This is a genomic window from Vibrio algicola (assembly GCF_009601765.2).
Classification (GTDB): Bacteria; Pseudomonadota; Gammaproteobacteria; order Enterobacterales; family Vibrionaceae; genus Vibrio; species Vibrio algicola.
Window position 1 is genome coordinate 550,289 of sequence record NZ_CP045699.1, and the last position, 22,344, is coordinate 572,632.

19 protein-coding genes are annotated in these 22,344 nt (G+C 43.0%); 16 read left to right on the forward strand and 3 right to left on the reverse strand.

The genetic code is table 11. From position 1 onward, the window contains the following. Positions 1 to 559: 559 nt before the first annotated feature. On the reverse strand, positions 560 to 1,537 hold the full coding sequence (gene ygfZ, locus GFB47_RS02480) for a tRNA-modifying protein YgfZ (protein WP_153448119.1): 978 nt from the start codon (positions 1,535 to 1,537) through the stop codon (positions 560 to 562). 231 nt (positions 1,538 to 1,768) lie between these two features. On the opposite strand from ygfZ, the gene GFB47_RS02485 reads away from it, so the two are divergent. Further along, complete coding sequence (locus GFB47_RS02485; protein ID WP_153446288.1) at positions 1,769 to 2,029, forward strand: FAD assembly factor SdhE; 261 nt, start codon at positions 1,769 to 1,771, stop codon at positions 2,027 to 2,029. Next, entirely contained in the window at positions 2,001 to 2,447 is a 447-nt protein-coding gene (locus tag GFB47_RS02490; RefSeq protein WP_153446289.1) for a hypothetical protein, read from the forward strand. Before GFB47_RS02485 ends, GFB47_RS02490 begins: the two co-directional genes overlap by 29 nt. Positions 2,448 to 2,490: 43 nt before the next feature. Here GFB47_RS02490 and nadB read toward each other — a convergent pair whose 3' ends face one another. Beyond that, the gene (gene nadB, locus GFB47_RS02495) at positions 2,491 to 4,125 is read right to left on the reverse strand and encodes an L-aspartate oxidase (protein ID WP_153446291.1); all 1,635 of its coding nucleotides are present in this window, start codon (positions 4,123 to 4,125) and stop codon (positions 2,491 to 2,493) included. A gap of 403 nt (positions 4,126 to 4,528) precedes the next feature. On the opposite strand from nadB, the gene rpoE reads away from it, so the two are divergent. From rpoE to GFB47_RS02555, 12 genes are all read left to right on the forward strand, one after another. Next, positions 4,529 to 5,110, forward strand: a complete 582-nt coding sequence (rpoE, locus tag GFB47_RS02500; RefSeq protein ID WP_153446292.1) for an RNA polymerase sigma factor RpoE — start codon at positions 4,529 to 4,531, stop codon at positions 5,108 to 5,110. Positions 5,111 to 5,132: 22 nt separating this feature from the next. After that, entirely contained in the window at positions 5,133 to 5,717 is a 585-nt protein-coding gene (locus GFB47_RS02505) for an RseA family anti-sigma factor (RefSeq protein WP_153446294.1), read from the forward strand. A 26-nt stretch (positions 5,718 to 5,743) separates the two neighbouring features. Further along, complete coding sequence (rseB, locus tag GFB47_RS02510) at positions 5,744 to 6,754, forward strand: sigma-E factor regulatory protein RseB (RefSeq protein ID WP_153446296.1); 1,011 nt, start codon at positions 5,744 to 5,746, stop codon at positions 6,752 to 6,754. Beyond that, on the forward strand, positions 6,751 to 7,239 hold the full coding sequence (locus GFB47_RS02515; RefSeq protein WP_153446298.1) for a SoxR reducing system RseC family protein: 489 nt from the start codon (positions 6,751 to 6,753) through the stop codon (positions 7,237 to 7,239). Before rseB ends, GFB47_RS02515 begins: the two co-directional genes overlap by 4 nt. A gap of 182 nt (positions 7,240 to 7,421) precedes the next feature. Further along, positions 7,422 to 9,215 (forward strand): translation elongation factor 4, encoded by a 1,794-nt coding sequence (gene lepA, locus GFB47_RS02520; RefSeq protein WP_153446300.1) that lies wholly within the window; start codon positions 7,422 to 7,424, stop codon positions 9,213 to 9,215. Positions 9,216 to 9,362: 147 nt separating this feature from the next. Then, on the forward strand, positions 9,363 to 10,262 hold the full coding sequence (gene lepB, locus GFB47_RS02525; RefSeq protein WP_153446302.1) for a signal peptidase I: 900 nt from the start codon (positions 9,363 to 9,365) through the stop codon (positions 10,260 to 10,262). Between the two features lie 10 nt (positions 10,263 to 10,272). Beyond that, positions 10,273 to 10,953, forward strand: a complete 681-nt coding sequence (gene rnc, locus GFB47_RS02530; protein WP_153446304.1) for a ribonuclease III — start codon at positions 10,273 to 10,275, stop codon at positions 10,951 to 10,953. Further along, complete coding sequence (gene era / locus GFB47_RS02535) at positions 10,943 to 11,971, forward strand: GTPase Era (protein ID WP_153446305.1); 1,029 nt, start codon at positions 10,943 to 10,945, stop codon at positions 11,969 to 11,971. The genes rnc and era overlap by 11 nt, the downstream gene beginning before the upstream one ends. Before the next feature lie 137 nt (positions 11,972 to 12,108). After that, on the forward strand, positions 12,109 to 12,822 hold the full coding sequence (recO, locus tag GFB47_RS02540) for a DNA repair protein RecO (RefSeq protein WP_153446307.1): 714 nt from the start codon (positions 12,109 to 12,111) through the stop codon (positions 12,820 to 12,822). Between the two features lie 56 nt (positions 12,823 to 12,878). After that, complete coding sequence (pdxJ, locus tag GFB47_RS02545) at positions 12,879 to 13,610, forward strand: pyridoxine 5'-phosphate synthase (RefSeq protein WP_153446308.1); 732 nt, start codon at positions 12,879 to 12,881, stop codon at positions 13,608 to 13,610. 2 nt (positions 13,611 to 13,612) lie between these two features. Beyond that, positions 13,613 to 13,993 carry a holo-ACP synthase gene (acpS, locus tag GFB47_RS02550; RefSeq protein WP_153446310.1) on the forward strand — a complete coding sequence of 127 codons (381 nt, stop codon included), beginning with the start codon at positions 13,613 to 13,615 and terminating at the stop codon, positions 13,991 to 13,993. 740 nt (positions 13,994 to 14,733) lie between these two features. Continuing rightward, positions 14,734 to 15,252 carry a GNAT family N-acetyltransferase gene (locus tag GFB47_RS02555; protein WP_153446312.1) on the forward strand — a complete coding sequence of 173 codons (519 nt, stop codon included), beginning with the start codon at positions 14,734 to 14,736 and terminating at the stop codon, positions 15,250 to 15,252. 158 nt (positions 15,253 to 15,410) lie between these two features. Here GFB47_RS02555 and barA read toward each other — a convergent pair whose 3' ends face one another. Further along, positions 15,411 to 18,197 (reverse strand): two-component sensor histidine kinase BarA, encoded by a 2,787-nt coding sequence (barA, locus tag GFB47_RS02560; protein WP_153446314.1) that lies wholly within the window; start codon positions 18,195 to 18,197, stop codon positions 15,411 to 15,413. Between the two features lie 331 nt (positions 18,198 to 18,528). Here barA and rlmD point away from each other — a divergent pair, with 331 nt between their 5' ends. Together rlmD and relA are read left to right on the forward strand one after the other, a co-directional pair. Further along, entirely contained in the window at positions 18,529 to 19,926 is a 1,398-nt protein-coding gene (rlmD, locus tag GFB47_RS02565; protein WP_153446315.1) for a 23S rRNA (uracil(1939)-C(5))-methyltransferase RlmD, read from the forward strand. 101 nt (positions 19,927 to 20,027) lie between these two features. Next, the gene (gene relA / locus GFB47_RS02570; RefSeq protein WP_153446317.1) at positions 20,028 to 22,244 is read left to right on the forward strand and encodes a GTP diphosphokinase; all 2,217 of its coding nucleotides are present in this window, start codon (positions 20,028 to 20,030) and stop codon (positions 22,242 to 22,244) included. Positions 22,245 to 22,344: the final 100 nt, after the last annotated feature.

Genomic DNA, 22,344 nt, shown 5'->3' on the forward strand with positions numbered 1-22,344 from the left:
ACAGAAGTGTTTCAATGTGATATTAAATGTGACAAGAGTTGGGTTTTGATTATTTAAAGTGGTAGTCGAAAGCTTGTTTTTTAGCCGTTAATTCTGATTTTTTATGTTTTGATGGTGACAGATTTGTTTTAAGTATTAGTTGCTGGTTTATTGGACTGTGAGTCGGTTGCCTAAGATCGAGGTTGGAAAGTGTGGGTTGGGGAAAGTTGATAGGGTGGAAAAGATGGAAGACTTCACGGGTTGCTAGAGACAAAAAAAAACCGCATTTAAGGTGCGGGCAAAATCACAGATGCATTATATAAAGTGAATAGTTAGGAGTTCAACTATAGCGGTTGTTCCAACCATCAATCACTTAACTTGTTACTTGGTTAGGAAAAAGGCATCCACCAAAGTAAAACAAGTGTCATTACCATACATTATATCGATACGTATGGGTAATTATTCACAATTAGTTAATATAAATTCTATATTATTGGCAGTTGTATGAGAGCGATATTGCTTTTAAAAGACGATAATGACATCTTTTTTCTACAAAAAAGAGATCTTAATCGATACACCTCTAATCATCTTGTTGTAGAGAATAAGGCAAGCTGCCAAACGTCAGTTCACTTTCAGGCTGTTGAGTTAAGCGCAATCGAGTGTCAGTGTCTAAGTTATTCGGTAGTACCGCTAAGCCAATCAGTTTGTTATCTGAGTAATGATAGTGTGCCAGAAGTTTACCTGCATTACGCCAGTTCTCTCCTACTTGGCGCTCAACACTAAGATCATCGGGTAATGTGCTACCCGCTTGGCCTTCAAGTAAGAACATGGCACGCTTATTAATGCCGCGATATTTAGCACGAGCAATAGTTTCTTGACCGGTATAACACCCCTTAGTAAAAGAGATGCCGTCAAGCGCCTGCAAATTCATCGCTTGCGGAATATGTTCTAATTGCTCGGCAGCATCTAGACGAGGGCGGGCGGAGATAACATCGGCCCAATCCCAAATACTTTCATCGCAAAGTGTCGCACCCGCTGATAATGCACTTTCTGCGCACGGGGTTACTTGCTCATTTGATATCAACAACAACCAACGATTACGGTCTATTCTCACCGCGGTTCCGCCGGCAATCGCTCGCACATCGCTATCGTCATCGTTTAAACCATTAATGAAGCTATCCGCTTGCTCGCCGATTAATCCAATACAGACATCATCACTTTGCAGGATCTCAATTTTAGAGAAAACCGCGTATTTTTTAATTTCGACCAGTTCTTTTTCAATCGCAGAACGTCGTTGAAATAACGCATACCCGTGATTGTGGTGGAATAATTGAAATACACTCAGCATCTTTCCTTTTGCATCACAATGCGCGCCTAATGTGCTTTTATTTGCCTCCAAAGTCACCACGTTATTGGTGATTTGTCCTTGTAAGTAAGATTTTTTATCATCACCGACCATGGTAATGCTTGACCATGAAGGTAATGGGCACAAAATCAAATCAGGTAAGGTATCTGTAGAAGAGAAAGATAATGGTGATACAGAAGGAGTCCAATTCATCATAAAGCCCTGAGATAGAAAGTTGTGGTTATGGTAAACCTGTCGCTTAGATTTGTCACCTTTCCCTTATTGTCGGTCTTTGAAGTGTCGATAAACGAACTATGCTTAAAAGCCACCGTCGTTAACTACGGTAGTTTAGCGCTGATTTTTTATGACAATGTGATAATGATACTAGTGAGAAAAGGGTCAGACTGGTAGACTTAAGTGATTAAAATAATGGATGGAACGATTATGTATAAACCTGAAGAAAAAGCACGAATCAAATGGGCTTGTCGCCGTGGTATGTTAGAACTTGATGTCGTGATCATGCCATTTTTTGAAGAATGTTTTGATGACTTAACAGAATCAGAGCAACAGCAATTTGTTTCGCTACTGGAGTGTGATGATCCAGACCTCTTTACTTGGGTAATGGGACATGGGCGTAGTGAACACTTAGGTCATGCCAAGCTAGTGGATAAAATCGTTGCCCATAATCTCAGTAAAGTGCGTTAATCCCGAGCAACTGGTTTACCGCCGTCATCATTTTCACTATCAAGACACAGCAATCCCTCATATTATCGCACTGATTTTCTTTCTGGTGCTGAATTGGGTGATTGTTGTTTCTCTATCTCCGCTACTGCTATCGCTGCTATTAATACAACTATCATTCAAACTTTACTTTGATTCTGATCGCTTTGATTTTGAGTGGCAGGATAATTGCGCTTCTTATCCGCTAGAGTCTTTATTTGTGCCTGTGAAATCGGTTCAAACCGAACTTAGAATGTGGTTAATACAAATTCGACTTGAGGGAAAAGTGATCCACTTATGGCGGCATCAATTTAGCGATCCTGACTATCGGCGTTTGTTGGTATTATTAACCCAAGAAAGTGCCCACAATGTAGGCCGATTAGAGATAAAAAAAGAGCCGTAGAACTTATCAAGATCACGACTCAAATCTATGGTTATTAAAAGAATTAAAACAACGGATTGGTGGTTCTAAAGGTTTCAGGTTCTAAAATAGTTGGGCCGCTACTTTCTAACTTGTCTGGGTAGTCTAGGGTGTAATGTAACCCACGACTTTCCTTTCTTGCCATCGCGCAGCGCACCATTAACTCCGCTACTTGCAATAAATTACGCAGCTCGAGTAGATTATTAGAGACTCGGAAGTGGCTGTAATATTCATGGGTTTCTTGTTGCAATAATTGAATCCTGCGCATCGCTCGTTCTAAGCGTTTATCGGTGCGCACAATCCCCATGTAATCCCACATAAATAAACGTAATTCATGCCAGTTATGTTGCAAGATGACTTCTTCATCCGAATTGGTGACTTGGCTTTCATCCCAATAAGGTAATGAGGCTGGTAAGGTCGCTTTATCAAAATTGGCAATAATATCGTTAGCCGCAGACCATGCGTACACCACACACTCTAATAATGAGTTAGATGCAAGACGGTTGGCACCATGTAATCCGGTATAGGTAACTTCCCCAACAGCATAAAGATTTTTAAGATCGGTTTGACCTTGCTGATTGACCATAACACCGCCACAGGTATAATGCGCTGCCGGTACAATCGGGATCGGCTCTTGGGTCATATCAATGCCAAGATCTTTTAAGCGCATATAAATAGTCGGGAAATGTTTCTCGATAAAGTCAGCTGGTTTATGGCTAATATCAAGATACATGCAATCGGCGCCTAAACGCTTCATCTCAAAATCAATCGCTCGCGCCACAATATCGCGCGGGGCCAGTTCGCCGCGCTGATCAAAATCGTGCATAAAGCGCGTACCATCTGGGCGTTTTAAATAAGCGCCTTCACCGCGCAACGCTTCGGTCAGTAAGAAATTACGCGCTTCAGGGTGGAACAAGCAAGTAGGGTGGAATTGGTTAAATTCTAAGTTAGCCACTCGACAGCCTGCGCGCCACGCCATCGCAATACCATCGCCAGAAGAGACATCAGGATTTGAGGTATATTGGTACACTTTAGATGCGCCACCGGTGGCCAATACCACAAATTTCGCTCGTACTGATTCAACATGTTCTTGGTTACGGTTCCAGATATAGGCACCAACGATTTTTTTCGCATCGCCGCCAATTTTATCTTCGGTAATTAAATCTAAGGCATTGTAACGTTCAAGGAAATGGATATTAGGATGACGAGCGACATTATCTTGTAGTGAGGTTTGCATTGCCATGCCAGTTGCATCGGCTGCATGAAGAATGCGGCGATGACTATGCCCACCTTCACGGGTTAAGTGATGCTTTGGATTGGCGCTTTTATCGTTTTCATCAAAATCAAATGGCACCCCGCCATCAATTAACCACTGCACACATTCTTTAGAATTTTTAGCAATAAAGTTGACGGTGTCTTTTTCACAAATGCCAGCGCCGGCGATTAAGGTATCTTCAACATGAGATTCAATACTGTCATTTTCATCGAAAACCGCAGCAATACCACCTTGGGCATAATAAGTTGAGCCTTCTGACATCGGTCCTTTGCTGAGCACCATTACCTTGCCGAAAGCGGCAACACGTAACGCCAACGATAAACCGGCCGCGCCACTACCAATCACCAGAACATCACATTGGTGCTCATTACTATTTGAATTCATAAGCTTGTATCAATCCCTAATTATGTGGTTGAATCAATGAATTACACTAAGTTAGCCTAGGCGGCATAATTCATTCTTGTTATTTGACTCATAATTGTTACTTGAGCGATATAAATAACAAAAAAAATACTAATTAATGTATAGATGCCCTTATAATGACGGCCATAAATGAATAAGCATTCCCCTGCATCAGCGTTACAGTGGCTGATTGGGTGATCTGAGTGAATGATAATTACATCACACTTTATAATTGAAAAGCGAAAAATTTTAATTTATGGAACTTTTTTTGTTTTCCCAAGTCATAATTAGTGATCGGCTAAGCTGTGATGTCCATTTTCAATATACAGAAACAGCGTTCATATCTGAGAAGATAAGAGCATAACAACAGGGGTAGGTGCTCGAAATGAGCGAGCAGTTGACTGATCAAGTCTTAATTGAGCGGGTTCAAAATGGTGATAAGCAAGCATTCAATCTTTTGGTCATCAAGTACCAAAACAAGGTATGCAGCTTAATATCACGATACATAAAAAACCCAGCAGATGTGCCGGATGTTGCTCAAGAGGCGTTTATTAAAGCCTATCGAGCCATTCCGGGGTTTCGTGGTGAAAGTGCTTTTTACACTTGGTTGTATCGCATTGCGGTCAATACCGCTAAAAACCACATTGTCGCTCAATCACGTCGACCTCCAGCCAGTGATGTCGATGCAGAAGACGCAGAATATTACGAATCTGGTAGTGCATTAAAAGAAATATCGAACCCTGAGAACTTAACGTTGTCAGAAGAATTAAAGCAGGTGGTTTTTCACGCAATTGAAGCACTGCCTGAAGATTTGAAAACAGCAATGACCTTACGCGAACTAGATGGTTTAAGTTACGAAGAAATTGCTGAAGTGATGGATTGTCCTGTTGGGACCGTTCGTTCTCGGATATTCCGGGCTCGTGATGCAGTGGAAAAGAAAATAACCCCACTTATGCAGCGCCAATAGCCTTATAAATACGGTGATGAATATGACCAGTAAACAACAGATCTCAGCTCTAATGGATGGCGAGCTTGTCGATCAATCATTGATAAGCGATATTGAAAACGATGCTGAAGCACAGCAATCGTGGAGTCATTATCATTTAATCGGTGATACGTTGCGCGGAGAAGCGCCGCAGAATATGCCCGCTTGGGATATCGCAGCAAATGTTGCGATGGCACTGGATGCAGAGCCTGCGCATTCTACCCATAACCAAGGGTTAACCAATGTAACTCCGATGATAGAATCGCAACCTAAACCACAAAAAGCACGTAAAGCGATGCCTGCGTGGTTATCGAATATTACTCAGATTGGTATTGCCGCTTGTGTGTCTATGGTAGTAGTGCTTGGAGTGCAACAATATTCTGGTAGCAACTCAGCACCAACTGATGCCGATCAATTACCCGTTCTACAAACGATTCCTTTTGCTGGATCGGCAGAGCCTGTGAGTTTAACTCGTGATTCAATCCGCCCTCAATCCGGTGAAGCGAAAGCGATGGAACAGCACCGACGCATTAATGCTTTAATGCAAGATTATGAATTGCAGTTACGTCTTAATCACACCAGTGAATAACTGCTTAACACCAGAGCGGTAACATAATGAAAAAACTACTGATTAGTATTGGATTACTATTCAGCTTATTTAGTCAAATTGCCTCAGCAGACGATACTGTCTCTGCTGAGGCTTTGTTGCATCAGATGAGCGAAGCCAGTCAAACCCTTAGTTATGAAATGTCTTACATTCTGATTAAGAAAAACAGCATTGAACCGCTGCTTTATCGTCATGCGGTCGATAAGAACAAGCAACTGGCGCATTTAGTCTACTTAAGCGGCCCGATCCGTGAAGTGATCCGGCGTGCGGATGAAGTGAGCTATGTCGAGCCTGGCATCGAGCCATTTAGTATCAGCTCTGGCAGCATGGTCGGTCCTATCATACCTATGATTAATACCAATATTGATCAGCTCGCTCAGTTGTATGACTTTGTCAAAATGGGCCGTGCTCGTGAAGCTGGCGCTGCCTGTCAAGTGATCCGCGTAGTGCCAAAAGATGGGCTGCGTTATTCCTATGTGGTTTGGATTGATGAGCGCACTAAATTGCCTTTACGCGCTGATTTAGTGGAACGTAATGGTGAAGTGTTAGAGCAATATCGCACCATTTCTTATGCGGTTAGCGAACACATCACCAATATACTTGAACGTTTAAATACCATTGAATTACCGGATGTTCTAACTATTCCTAAGCCTCAACCAACCCTTGCCGATTGGAAAGTGAGTTGGGTGCCAAATGGTTTTAAAGCCAATGATTTGAATCGATACCGTATTCCGATCACCGATAGCGTGGTTGAAAGCCAACTTTATAGCGACGGTTTATTTAGCTTTTCGGTGTATGTTTCGGATCTAGATTCACCAGATAGCAAAGCACAAATTTACCGTCAAGGTCGTCGCACGTTGCAAACCTTTGTTAAAGATAATAAAGAGATTTCAGTGATCGGTGACATTCCCGCGGTAACGGCGAAACGTATTGCCGATTCGGTGGTATTTACAGCGGCAACAAGTAATAACGCCTCGAATACCAATAAAGCAACCACAGCCCAAGGTGGTCAAAAATGATGACTGCTTTGGCAACTGTCATCGATGTCGCAAGTCGCAGTGGTAAGCTGGTGGTCAAAGTGAGTTGTGAACAACAGACCAGCTGCAATCATTGCAAATCGCAAAAAAGTTGCGGTACTGGCATGGTATCTAAAGCGCTAGGTAATAAATCGCATGAATGGCAATTGGACTCAGATCAATTAGCTCAAGCCGGTAAAAGCCTGAAAGCAGGGCAAATTGTCGAGATCGGTCTACCTGAAAAAAGCCTAGTGCTTTCTGCGTTAACTGTTTATTTGTTGCCTTTAGTGGCGATGATGCTTGGTAGTTTGATCGCGCAAGTGTGGTTACGACCATTATTGGGCGGCGGAGAAGGCATTGTGATCTTTATGTTCTTCTTATTTGGTGGTGTGGGTATTTACTTTGCAAAGCCTCTCACCGATTGGTTAGAGACCAAAGTTGGCCGTGAAGTGAGTTTAATTCGAGTGTTAGGCCAGCCTATTTGTTGATCCCATCGCCCCTTCTTACGCCAGTGACAGTGATAACGCTGTTGCTTCAAGTTACGTCTTCAAGTCATAAGGGTATAGCTACCTTGCTTGAAATTGGGTAGAATCCCATCCACTTTAATGAAACCCGCTTATTGAGCGTGCGTTTCTATTTTTCATTTTTTAAATTGAGTATCGTCATTAGCATGAAGCACATTCGTAATTTTTCGATTATCGCCCACATCGACCACGGTAAGTCGACCCTTTCTGATCGTCTCATCCAAGTTTGTGGAGGCCTATCTGAACGTGAAATGGCGGCTCAAGTATTAGACTCAATGGATCTTGAGCGTGAGCGCGGCATTACCATTAAAGCACAAAGCGTTACCTTAGATTATAAAGCCAACGATGGTGAAACCTACCAGTTGAACTTTATCGATACCCCAGGACACGTTGATTTCTCATATGAAGTATCTCGCTCTCTAGCGGCGTGTGAAGGTGCGTTATTGGTGGTTGATGCCGGTCAAGGGGTTGAAGCTCAAACTTTGGCTAACTGTTACACCGCGATTGAAATGGAACTGGAAGTGGTACCAATCTTAAACAAGATTGATTTACCTGCGGCCGATCCAGAACGCGTAGCAGAAGAAATTGAAGACATCGTAGGTATTGATGCGATGGAAGCGGTACGTTGTTCGGCCAAAACCGGTATCGGCGTCGATCTGGTATTAGAAGAAATTGTTAAATCTATCCCCGCGCCAGAAGGTGATCCAGATGGGCCACTGCAAGCACTGATCATTGACTCATGGTTTGATAACTACTTAGGTGTAGTGTCTTTGGTTCGAATCAAAAATGGTTCACTGAAGAAAAATGACAAAATCAAAGTGATGAGCACTGGCCAAGTTTGGGGAGTGGATCGCATTGGTATCTTTACACCAAAGCAAATCGATACCGATGGTTTGAACACTGGTGAAGTAGGCTGGGTAGTATGTGGTATTAAAGATATTTTAGGCGCGCCAGTGGGGGATACATTAACTCACGCTAAAGGCGGCTGTGAAACTCGTCTTCCAGGCTTTAAAAAAGTAAAACCTCAAGTCTATGCTGGCTTGTTCCCGGTATCATCGGATGACTATGAAAACTTCCGTGATGCACTGGGCAAGTTAAGCTTAAACGACGCCTCATTATTTTATGAACCAGAAAGCTCAGCCGCATTAGGCTTTGGTTTCCGTTGTGGTTTCCTTGGCATGTTGCACATGGAAATCATTCAAGAACGTTTAGAGCGTGAATACGATTTAGACTTGATCACAACGGCGCCAACCGTAGTGTATGAAGTGGTAAAAACCGATAAAACCATCATGTATGTTGATAGCCCTGCAAAACTGCCCGCTATTAATGATATTGATGAAATTCGTGAGCCAATTGCCCGTTGTAATATTTTAGTGCCAGCCGATTACTTAGGTAACGTGATCACTTTATGTATCGAAAAACGTGGTACTCAAGTGGATATGGTTTACCACGGTAACCAAGTTGCCTTAACTTACGATCTGCCAATGGCGGAAGTAGTGTTGGATTTCTTCGATCGTCTAAAATCAACTTCACGCGGTTATGCATCACTGGATTACAACTTCCAACGTTACCAGTTATCAAGCATGGTACGAGTGGATGTATTGCTTAATGGCGATACGGTTGATGCACTGGCGATCATTACTCACAAAGACAACTCACAAAATCGTGGTCGTCAATTAGTTGAGAAAATGAAAGAATTTATCCCTCGTCAAATGTTTGATATTGCGATTCAAGCGGCGATTGGTAACCACATTATTGCCCGTTCTACCGTGAAACAATTGCGTAAAAACGTAATCGCAAAATGTTATGGCGGCGATGTGAGTCGTAAGAAAAAGCTATTGAAGAAACAAAAAGAAGGTAAAAAACGCATGAAGCAGATTGGTAATGTTGAATTACCACAAGAAGCGTTCCTTGCGATCCTTCATGTTGGTAAAGATTAATTTTCCAAGCATTGATGTTAGCAAAGCTTGGGTCTGACAATATCTTTACTCGATAACCAGAAGTGAAAGAGTGCGCTCTTTCACTTTGCTTGTTTTTGAACAGCCTAGTTTTTCACTGTTCTTATTAGAAAATTATAGGGAAGCCAAATGGCGAATACATTTTCATTGATTTTAGTACTTGTGACCATTGTTACCGGTATTGTGTGGGCATTTGAAAAATTGGTGTGGGCGAAAAAACGTCAACAAGCCGTGGCTGATATTGAAACCAAAACCAATGAACCATTACCGAAAGAAGTGGTGGCAAAGGTCAATCGCCAACCTTGGTGGGTCGAGAACAGTGTGTCTATCTTCCCTGTGATCGCGTTTGTTTTGATCTTGCGTAGCTTTATCTACGAACCATTTCAAATACCGTCAGGCTCGATGATGCCAACCTTATTGGTCGGTGATTTTATCTTAGTTGAAAAATTTGCTTACGGGCTTAAAGATCCAGTATTTCAATCGAAAATTGTTGAAACTGGTGAGCCAAAGCGTGGGGATATTATCGTATTCCGTTACCCACCACAGCCAAATATTGACTACATTAAACGTCTTGTTGGCATGCCTGGCGATACGATCCGCTATACTGAAGATAAACAAGTGTGTGTTCAGTCGCCTGGCAGTCAAGAATGTAAGCCAGTGCCACGCTCTGATGTGAAAAAAAGTGACTTCTTCCAAGATGGTGTTCCGCTGATCCAAGCGAAAGAACAACTTGGCGATGTCGCGCATAGTATTTTAATTAGCCCTGTTCGACGCGATAACGTGGCGGCTTACCAGCCAAGACCTTATCAAGCAGAATGGGTCGTGCCTCAAGGCGAGTACTTTATGATGGGTGATAACCGTGATAACAGTGCAGACAGTCGCTATTGGGGATTTGTACCGGAAGCCAATCTAGTCGGAAAAGCAGTAGCGATTTGGATTAGCTTTGAATTTGATCGTGATGCGGATAGCGTATTACCTTCGTGGATCCCATCCGGCGTGCGATTTAATCGTATCGGCGGCTTAATATAATTGAGAGAGCATGAATTCTCAGATACCTAAGTTAGAAAAGAAGATCGGTTATAGCTTTAATAGCGCCGATCGTCTTAACCTCGCACTGACTCACCGCAGTGCGAATAGCAAACATAATGAACGTTTAGAGTTTTTGGGCGATTCAATTTTAAGTTTTGTCATTGCTGATGAGTTGTATCATCGCTTCCCTAAAATTAATGAAGGGGATATGAGCCGCATGCGCGCGACATTGGTTCGCGGTCAAACGTTAGCGGAGCTTGGACGTGAGTTTGAGCTAGGAGACTACTTAAAATTAGGTCCAGGCGAATTGAAAAGTGGCGGTTTCCGTCGTGATTCAATCCTTGCTGATGCCGTTGAAGCCATCATCGGTGCTTGCTACCTCGACAGTGATGTTGAAGTGGTGCGTGGCGTGGTATTAAATTGGTATCAATCGCGTTTGGAAGCCATTAAACCGGGTATTTCACAAAAAGATCCTAAAACTCAATTGCAGGAATTTCTGCAAGGTCGTCGCAAACCTTTACCGCTTTACACAGTGGAAAAAATTAAAGGCGAAGCGCATAACCAAGAGTTTACTGTTTCATGTGACATTACCGGTGTTGCCAATCCTGTCGTCGGAAAAGGCACCAGTCGCCGTAAAGCGGAGCAGTCTGCAGCGGAACTTGCGTTAGGAGTACTGACCAATGACAAATAAGAAAGATCAACAGAACGATCAAATTGATGCCCAAGATAATGAGCAACCAGAGTTTGATCTTGATGCCTATTTTGCTGGCGAAGCACAACCTTCTCAAGTTGAAGCCACCATTGATGAGAGTGAACAACATTGTGGTTTTATTGCCATCGTTGGTCGCCCGAATGTCGGTAAATCAACTTTACTGAATCATTTATTAGGTCAGAAGCTTTCGATCACTTCGCGTAAGCCTCAGACCACTCGTCACCGCATCATGGGTGTCGATACTGAAGGTGCTTTTCAGGCGATTTATATTGATACTCCTGGGCTTCATATTGAAGAAAAACGCGCAATCAACCGCCTAATGAACCGTGCGGCCAACAGTTCTTTAAGTGATGTAAACTTAGTATTATTCTTAGTGGATGGTACTCAGTGGACACCGGATGATGAAATGGTATTAAACAAATTGCGTACAGCCAATTTCCCAACCATTTTATTAATCAACAAAGTCGATAATGTCAAAGATCGCACGCACGTTATGACTCACATGCAACAATTGTCTGAAAAAATGGATTTTGTCGATATCATTCCAATTTCAGCTAAGCATGGTCGTAACACTGATGCGATTCGCCAACGTGTTCGCGAAGCTCTGCCACAAGCGGTTCATCATTTCCCAGAAGAGTATGTGACCGATCGTTCTCAGCGCTTTATGGCATCGGAAATCATTCGTGAAAAGCTAATGCGTTTTACGGGTGAAGAACTGCCTTACTCGGTTACGGTTGAAATTGAACGTTTTGATTACAACCCAGATACCGATGGTTTCCATATCAATGCCTTAATTTTGGTCGAACGTCTTGGCCAGAAGAAAATGGTAGTCGGCTCTGGTGGTGAAAAAATCAAAACCATCGGCCGTGAAGCTCGCCTAGATATGGAAGAGTTATTTGACCGTAAAGTGTATTTAGAAACTTGGGTTAAAGTGAAGTCAGGTTGGGCGGATGATGAACGAGCACTACGTTCACTTGGTTACATTGATGACTTATAAGCTTTAGTCTGACAATAAAGCGAATCTTAAAAAATAAAGCGATCCTTAGTCCTAAGACAGGATCGCTTTTTTATTTGAACTTAGCTCATGGCTTGTGAGTTATACTCCCTCTAGTAAGTTATCACTAGGAACCGATAATGTCTGACGCTTTGGGTCTTCAACGTTGTTTTGTGCTCCATCGTCGCCCTTATACTGAAACCAGCCTGATCTTGGATGTGTTCAGTGAAGAATATGGGCGGGTCAGCATTCTAGCCAAAGGCGCACGCAGTAAACGCTCTAACCTAAAAGGCGTACTGCAACCTTTTACCCCACTGTTACTCAAATGGTTTGGTAAAGGCTCGATGCGCACGCTAAGAGAAGCGGAGGCGATCAGTCTTGGTCTGCCACTTTCTGGCATTAATCTTTACTCAGCCATGTACGTTAATGAATTAATTGCGCGAGTGATTGAAAGCGAAACCGCTTACCCAGAACTTTTCCATGATTATCTTGCGGCGTTAACTGAACTAGCACAATGTGATAACCCAGAGCCTGCCTTACGCCGTTTTGAACTCGCCTTATTATCATCGTTAGGTTACGGAGTTGATTTCCTGCATTGCGCTGGCAGTGGTGAACCTGTCTCCGATAACATGACTTATCGCTACCGTGAACAAAAAGGCTTTATTGCGAGCGTCAGACAGGATAACTTATCCTTTCTTGGTAATGAATTAGTCGCGATCAGTGAGCGCCGCTTTTTAACCAAATCCCAACTGCAAGCGGCAAAGCGATTTACTCGCATGGCATTAAAGCCGTATATTGGCAGTAAACCATTAAAAAGTCGGGAGCTATTTGTGATGATAGCTTCTAAGAAATAGTTACTATATTTGGTATTTTATTCAAGCTGAAACAGCTGATTACAAGGAATGAGAAAATGAGTGAGATTTACTTAGGCGTCAATATTGATCATATCGCAACCGTTCGTAATGCGCGTGGCACTAAGTATCCCGATCCGGTACATGCGGCTGAAATTGCCGAACGTGCAGGCGCAGATGGCATCACGATTCATTTGCGTGAAGATCGCCGTCATATTAAAGATCGTGATGTACGCATCTTGCGAGAAACACTGCAAACCCGTATGAACCTTGAAATGGCCGTCACCGATGAAATGGTTGAGATTGCGTTGCAAACCAAGCCAGAGTACGTGTGTTTAGTACCTGAGAAACGTGAAGAACTGACCACCGAGGGCGGTTTGGATGTGGTCGGTCAACTTGAAAAAGTGAAAGCAGCTACCCAAAAACTCACTGATGCTGGTATTAAAGTATCCCTATTTATTGATGCATCGACCAACCAAATTGATGCCGCTAAAGCCTGTGGTGCACCGTTTATTGAACTGCATACTGGCCATTATGCCGATGCTGAAACCGATAGTGAGCAACAAGCTGAATTTGAACGTATCGCGGCGGGTGCAACTTATGCACACGGTTTAGGCATTAAGGTGAATGCGGGGCATGGTCTGACTTATCAAAACGTGTCCGCCATTGCCGCGCTGCCTGAAATCTACGAATTGAATATCGGACATTCAATTATTGGCCGTGCATTATTTGATGGCTTAGATAAAGCGGTCGCCGATATGAAAGCCGTGATGCAGCAAGCGCGCCGTTAATTATGGCGATTGTTGGACTCGGCACCGATGTCGCCGATATCGAACGAATTGAAAAAAGCCTTCAACGCTCTGGCGAGTCTTTCGCCGAGCGTATTTTGGTGCCATCCGAACGGGCGATATTCGATTCATTAAAGTTTCAAGCCCGTTATCTAGCCAAACGTTTTTCCGCCAAAGAAGCGGCCTCTAAAGCACTCGGCACCGGCATTGCCTGTGGCGTCAGTTTTCAAGATTTTGAAATCTGCAATGATGAGTTGGGTAAACCGGTATTAACCTTGCATGGGCAAGCAAAAAACGTGGCCGAGCAAAAAGGGGTTAAGCATATCCATTTATCGATTTCAGATGAAAAACGCTATGCGATGGCGACGGTGATTTTGGAGAGTTAAGTGTTGAAATCTTGTTCTAATGCGTGGAACCATAGTAGCTTATTTGAATCTTGATTTAGTGGTGAATTCATCACACAGCCTTCGGCGACCAACCTTTTTTCAACCGCCAAAAAAGGTGGTAAAAAGGCCGCTGCTAGAAATTTTGTTGACCTTGGTTACAACACTCTACTTTGCTAACGGCTTCAACCGCACATCCATGTGCGCAAGAAGCCTCACCAATCATCCATGATTGGGGTATCAAATAGAGCCTTTCCACCAAGCAAAATTTAGGCAGGGTTGGCGCGTTTCTGCCGAATAGCGATTTAGCTCTTCACTGCATATCAAAGCAACAACCCGCCCCAGCCCTCCCTTGGCTGACAATTCAGATGTTTAACGGCAATACATCTGGTAAAGGGAGGGGGTGGTTGGGTTGTCGTAGCTATTTCAACGATCACCAAACAAGCTCTTCCCCTTGATTGATATGGTCAATTGATAATGATAATCAATAGAAGGGGAAGTTGGATGGGGTTGCTGTTGAAATCTCGCTTTAATTCTAAAGGTTACTCACTGTAATAATTGGCTCCCTAAATCCAGTTCTCGCTTTCTCCATCGCATTAAATCGAGTAAAAGCTTTAAAAAAGCTAATAATGGCGTATTTTATGACAATAATTTAATCGATTAGTAACGATCGTGTCGGAAAAATTTACTGGTTTACCCTCGTTTCTTGCTAATACACTGTTATGTAACAGGAGGCAGATGGTATGAAGATCGAAACTAAACGTTTGAAAATGGAAGTAATTACAGAAAACGATTGGGCGTTATTTTTACAACTACATTCTAATCCTGAAGTTATTTCACTGTGCTTCGATAAACCAGATGTTGAGGTCGTCAGAGATAAATTTGAATCCCGATTAGTGCCATGGAATATGGACTCCAGTTCATGGTTATGCTTTGTTATTTTTAATAAACAATCAGGAAACGCTATTGGTATCACGGGTTTTACTGTTGAAAATAATGTTGCTGAAGTCGGTTATCTTTTATTACCTGAATTTTATAGTAATGGCTATGGTTCTGAATCTCTTGCTGGGCTATTGGATTGGGCTGAGTCGGTTCAAGAAATTAATGCTTATAAAGCTGTGGTAACTGAAGGAAATATTGGTTCAGAGAAAGTGTTACTTAAATGTGGGTTTCAGCTTGATCGCATTATTCCAGACGCTTATGAAATTGGTGGGAAATTATTTGCGGATCATGTTTATTCTCGCGATGACAAAGTTACATAATAATCGCATCAACACGATTTGCTACATTCGGTATTCTAGATTTTCTTTGGGTTTACCGCATTAAGTGGTAAATTTCGGCTTAATTTGCATAGTAGCAAACGTGTTATTGGGCACTAATCAATCTTTTACTAATTTAGTCAACTCACTTCACCATCGCATTAACCTAAATACTCATCTGCTGCTTGTACTATCTTCGCCATCTCATCTTGTAATTCAAATAACTCAGGTTCGATATCTTCAATTGATTGCTCTGCTCGCAGTGCGGTTTCAATTGTGGCGCACACATTTTGCAGCTTAGGCACACCACAGTAGGCGCAGCTGCCATGAAGTTTATGCACGATTGCCAATAATTCGGCTTCTGCGCCTGCAGGGGTTGCTAATGCGGATTCGATTTGTTGATCCACTTGCGGAATAAACTCAACCAGCATGTGTAGCATTTCTTGGGCTAAGTCGGTTTTATTGGCCGCTTGTTTTAATGCCATTAGCCAATCAATACAACCATCAGATAAGCTTAATGGGTTATGCGTTTTGTCTTGCTTATCTTCCGGCGATTCTAGTTTTTCAATGGTTCCTGATACCGTGTATGGGTTCCAATGTACTAATAGCTGATGCAATACATGCTCTTCAATTGGTTTTGATAAATAATCATCCATGCCGGATTGCAGCAGGCGTTCGCGCTCACCATCGATAGCATGGGCAGTAACGGCGATTACTGGGGTATGACTGTTTAATTGCGATGCTCGAATATGCTCACATGCGGTCACGCCATCCATGTGCGGCATTTGGATGTCCATCAGAATAATATCAAAGCTTTGCTGACTGGCTTTGGCTACGGCTTCGGCGCCATTGGAGCAGGTGGTGACGTGCATAACTTGCTCATCGAGTAACGCACTGATCAATTTTAAGTTGGCAGGATTGTCGTCCACCGCCATCACTCGCACTGGTAGTTTTTCATTGTGCGGCGCTTCAGGGGCGGCGAGTAGCATCGATTGCGCTTGATTAGGCAGCATCATTTGCAGCAGTTTTTTGCGAATAATTGGCTTGGAAATACATTGTACCGGATACAGTTTTATCAAGTTTTCTGCCAATGCCAGTTCGGTACTTGGTAAGCCTAAAATCATTTTGGTCGAAATCGCTAAGCCTTGTTGAATTAAGAAGGCGATCTGATTTTGATCAACCGTGGCGCTTGGTGAGATATTAAGCAGCAATATATCGAATGAAGCTTGAGTCTCGGGCAGGTGATCGGAGTAGGTCACTGTCATGCCGCTTTCAAGCAATTGTTGCTCGATAATATGAGCCGATTGATGATTTGGCTCGACCAACAACACGGATTTATCTTGTAGCTGACTCACATCAATCGCCGGAGATAGCGGCATATTGGTGGTTTGGAAGGTAATGGTAAACCAGAAGGTAGAACCTTGGTGCAAGCGACTGGTTAAGCTGATCTCGCCGCCCATTTGTTCGATCAAGTTTTGAGTGATCACCAGACCTAAGCCTGTACCGCCGTAACGACGAGAAATGCTGGCATCGGCTTGGCTAAAGGCTTGGAATAGTTGAGCTTGTTGACGCTCTGAAATACCAATACCGGTATCGCGCACAATAAATTGCACTTCGGCTTTATTTTCACTGCTGGAGCGCAATTCTACTGAAATATCAATATTGCCACGTTCGGTAAATTTGATTGAGTTCCCGACTAAGTTGGTTAGGACTTGCTGAATGCGTAATGAATCACCGACTAAGGCCGGTGGCAGTTTTGGATCAATATTAAGCGTGATCTCCAGTCCTTTTTCATGGGCGCTGGTGGCTTGTAAACTCACCACTTCATCTAAGGTTTCTTGTAAATCGAACGGAATGTTTTCGAGCAACAGTTTACCCGCTTCAAGCTTGGAGAAGTCTAAAATATCATTAATGATCGAAAGTAAACTTTGCGCTGAGCGTTCAATGGTTTGCAGGTAATCGGCTTGGTTTGTGGTGAGTTCGGTTTTGAGCATTTGACGCGCAAAGCCAATCACACCATTAAGCGGCGTGCGTAATTCATGTGACATATTGGCTAAGAATTCAGATTTCACTCGCGCCGCTTCTTGAGCGCGTTTTTTGGCAATATCAAGCTCGATATTTTGGATCTCAAGTTGCTCTAAGGTTTCACGCAAATCTGAGGTCGCTTGGTCGATACTGTGTTGCATTTCAACATGATATTCCGACAACGACATCGCCATGGCATTGATACCACTTTTTAAAGTGTCGAGTTCGCCATGTAATTTGCCCTCAATTCGGACATCCAAATGACCACGACGAATTTTATCCACCACACTCACCATGTGAGAGATAGGCAAGGTCACATCGCGCATTAAGCGATACGCAAAAAAGCCAGATAAACCAATACCGAAAATAAGCACCATCAAGGCGGCAAAAATTTCTTGGTATTGTTGCAAGCGCAGCGAGGACATATCCAGCTCAATTGCAATATAACCTAATGCTTGGTTGGGTGTGGCTTCTTTGCCTGTCGGGTTTTCAAATTGACCTTCGGCTAAAATCGGCGAGCGTAATATCAATATATTGGCATTATTTTTGGATTGCTCGATGGTACTGATAAGCGGGATCGGCTTGGTTTTATCAAAGGTTAAAGATTGGAAGTTAGGGTGAAAATTGGAGGTAACAAATAACTCATGATGCGAATCAAATACCGCAATACTGCGAACAATGTCAGAATGCTTGCGATGGGCATAACTAATTAAGCGCCGTACTGCTTCACGACTTTGCTGGGTCATACCGTATTCACTGGCAATCGCCAATGGCTCGATAATATCGGTGCCAGCTGTAATAAGTTGATTTTCCAAATCATTATAACGATTTAGAGTGAAGAAACCGCTTAACAATAAGCCAATAATTAATGTTGGCGCTAAGGTTAGCGTGATCACGCGGGCGCGTAAGCCATAACTTGTCATGATTGTTTAATTACAAGCCTGTCTGGATATGGGAAAATAGCGTTCTGAAAAATATGTCGTTGTGAATATGGTATTTATACCGGTCTTACCCACCGCTTAACTGCAACTTCAATGGGTTTGGGTATATACTCTGGTGACGTAATTCAATTTTCAAGAAAGCTCGATAAGTGCTTAGCTTAATCAACTATAAGCTTTTCGACAATCATAGAGTTAGATATTCATAACGAAACGCAAGATTAACCGTGATTGTTACCGTTTTGCCGCTATTTGGTGGAACCATCGCATTTTTAAACCGTCCATATTAATAAGTATAAGCAGGTAGTGAGTCGTAATGGCCAATTTTTATCAAACTAAAAAACCACAAGCAAGTCGAGCGCAGCATCAACTTGTGACTATCGAACGCCTCGATCATCAAGGGGCAGGGATTGCTTATCAAAATAAAAAACCGATCTTTGTGGAAGGTACCCTGCCTAGCGAACGTGTTTTAGTTCAAATGGTGGAAGAAAAAAGTAAATTCTCTAAAGCGAAGCTGATCAAAGTTGAACAAGCAAGCACCCAACGTATCGATGCTTTTTGCCCGCACTATCAAGAGTGTGGCGGTTGTAACTTGCAGCATTTGAGCCATGATGATCAGATTGCACATAAAGCTCAGTCATTAACTCAATTGATGACGAAATTTGCTGGCAAGGCGTTAAAAAACAGCATGGAAAACCAAGGTGAATTGCCTTTAGCTGCGCCGATTATTGCGAATGATACCGGTTATCGTCGTCGTGCTCGTATCAGCTTAATGTTTGATATTAAAACCCAATCGCTGCAATTTGGCTTTCGTCAAAAAAGCAGTAAAAATATTGTCAATGTCACCGACTGCCCCGTACTCGAGCCGCAATTAAATGCGTTGTTGCCAAGCATTAAAGCATTGCTTGATACCTTAGAGCAACCAAGAAAACTAGGCCATGTTGAAGTGGTATTTGATGGTACTAATAAAGCGATGTTGCTACGTCATACCGCAGCCCTTACGGCGCAAGAGCATCAGTCTTTAGTCGATTTTGCCAAGCACAATGCGCTGACTTTATACTTGTCGCCAAATCAAGGTGAATTAGATTGTGTGGTGGGTGAGGCGTTAGTTTGCCAAGAAACCGGTAGTAAAATTGCTTTTTTACCGAATGATTTTATCCAAGTTAACCAAAATGTGAATCAAGCGATGGTCGAGCAGGCGGTAGATTGGTTAGGATTAACCTCTCAAGACCGAGTGTTAGATTTATTCAGTGGTTTGGGTAACTTTAGCTTTTCAATGGCTAAGCAAGCGGAGCATGTTGTTGGCATCGAAGGGGTCGAAGCGATGGTGCAACGCGCGACTGAAAATGCCAAATTGAATAACATTGAAAATGTCGAGTTCTATCAAGCTGATCTTGAACAAGATTTGTTGCAAGCGCCTTGGGCCAAAAAACAATTTAATAAAGTGCTACTTGATCCGGCTCGTGCGGGGGCATCTGGCATCATAGAGCGAATTGCTTCACTTGGCGCGCAAGCCGTTGTGTATGTGTCTTGTAATCCTGCCACGTTAGCGCGCGATAGCCAAAACCTGCTCAATCAAGGCTATGAGCTGCATAAACTAGGGATGTTAGATATGTTCCCTCATACCAGCCATCTCGAATCCATGGCGTTATTTATCAAGACCGGAAAAGTGAAAAAAAACACCACCAAAAAACCAGTTAAATTCAAATTATAACCGGTGACATAGGCGCTAAGACAAGATGCGAAAAGCGAAACTCAATACGTTTTAAGCATCTTGCAGCCTAAATTTTTCGCCGTTATTTAAAGGAAGATGTAATGGTCGCAGTCAGAAGTGCGCATTTAAATAAACATGAAGAGTTTGAGCTAGAAGCTTGGATTGAAAGCCTTCATCAAGATGGAAAAACCAGCAATAAGTTAAAGCAAGTTTATCAGCAATGTGAAGAAATGCTGGTGGGCGAAAGCAATAAAGAATTATTACTGTGGCGCGGTCGTGAAATGATCGAGATTTTGATCACCCTGTCGATGGATCGCCCAACACTGCTTGCTGCCCAACTTTTCCCGATTGTGTCGGAAGGCTTATTTGAGCGCGAAGCATTAACCGAAATTTATGGCAAAGAAATCGTTAAGTTGATTGATGGCGTGGATGAAATGGCGGCAATCGGCCAACTTAACGTCAGTATGAATGATTCCGAAGCCTCTGAGCAAGTCGATAATGTCCGCCGCATGCTATTGGCGATGGTGGATGATTTTCGTTGTGTGATCATCAAATTGGCTGAACGTATTTGTAATTTGCGTGAAGTGAAAAATGAGCCGGATGATATTCGTCAAGCGGCTGCCAAAGAGTGCGCCAATATCTACGCACCACTGGCGAACCGTTTAGGTATTGGTCAGCTAAAATGGGAAATTGAAGATTACGCCTTCCGTTATCAATGTTCTGATACCTATAAAAAAATCGCCAAACAATTGTCAGAGCGCCGCATTGTGCGCGAGCAGTATATTCACGATTTTGTCACCGATTTATCGCAAGATATGAAAGCGGCAAATATCAATGCCGATGTGAGCGGGCGACCAAAGCATATCTACAGTATTTGGCGCAAGATGCAGAAAAAAAATCTTGAGTTTGATGAACTGTTTGATGTGCGAGCGGTGCGAATTATTGCCGATCAACTGCAAGACTGTTATGGCGCACTTGGCATGGTTCACACCAAATATAAGCATCTTCCAAGTGAGTTTGATGATTATGTTGCCAATCCGAAGCCTAATGGTTATCAATCGATTCACACTGTGGTACTTGGGCCTGAAGGCAAAACGATTGAGATCCAAATTCGTACTAAGCAAATGCATGAAGATTCCGAACTTGGGGTCGCTGCGCATTGGAAATACAAAGAAGGCAGTAGCGCGGTACGCAGTGGTTACGATGAAAAAATCACTTGGTTGCGTAAACTGATCGATTGGCAAGAAGAGATGGCGGATTCTGGCGAAATGCTGGATGAGTTACGCAGTCAGGTATTTGACGACCGTGTGTATGCCTTTACGCCAAGAGGTGATGTGGTTGATTTACCTATGGGGGCTACGCCTCTTGATTTTGCTTATCATATTCACTCTGAAGTGGGCCATCGTTGTATTGGTGCCAAAGTGGGTGGGCGTATTGTCCCATTTACCCATAAATTGGCGATGGGCGATCAAGTTGAAATTATCACCCAAAAAGAACCGAATCCATCTCGAGATTGGCTAAACCCAACGCTAGGGTTTGTCCATTCTGGTCGCGCGCGCGCAAAGATTAACGCGTGGTTTAGAAAACTCGGACGCGATAAAAACTTAGAAGCGGGGAAAGATATCCTCGAATCTGAACTGCAAAAGATTGGCGCGACATTAAAAGATGCGCAGAAATATGCCTTGAAGCGTTTTAACGTCAACACCAATGATGAATTGTTTGTTGGTATCGGCAGTGGTGACTTACGCATTAACCAAGTAGTTAATCATATCAATGCCTTGGTCAATAAGCCGACCGCTGAAGAAGAAGATAAACAAGCGCTCGCTCGACTACAAGAAGCGAAAGCGACCCATGAAAGCCGCCCAAGAAAAGATGCAGTTGTGGTGCAAGGGGTGGATAACTTAATGAGTCATTTAGCGCGTTGTTGTCAGCCGATCCCAGGTGATGAGATCCGTGGCTACATTACTCAAGGTCGTGGCATTTCAGTCCACCGCAGTGATTGTGAGCAGTTAAGTGAGCTCAATCATCATGCCCCAGAGCGTATTATTGATACTGTGTGGGGTGGGGGTTCAAATGGCGTTTATATCTTAACCATAAGAGTGGAAGCGTTAGAGCGAGTGGGCCTATTAAAAGATATCACCACCTTGATCTCGAACGAGAAACTGAAAGTGAACAGCATGAACAGCCGCACCGACTATAAACGTCAAATGACCATTATGGATTTCCACTTAGAAGTTCACAATGTTGAGGTGCTGGCGCGAATACTGGCACGGATTGAGCAGATAAAAGATGTGCTTAGGGTTAAGCGCTTGAAATAACCGTTATCAAACACCGCTTATCTTAGCGGTGTTTTCTTATCCCCAAAGTCTTTGACGCTGTTACTTCAATGACTTTGACGATGTGACAGAATGAGCGATG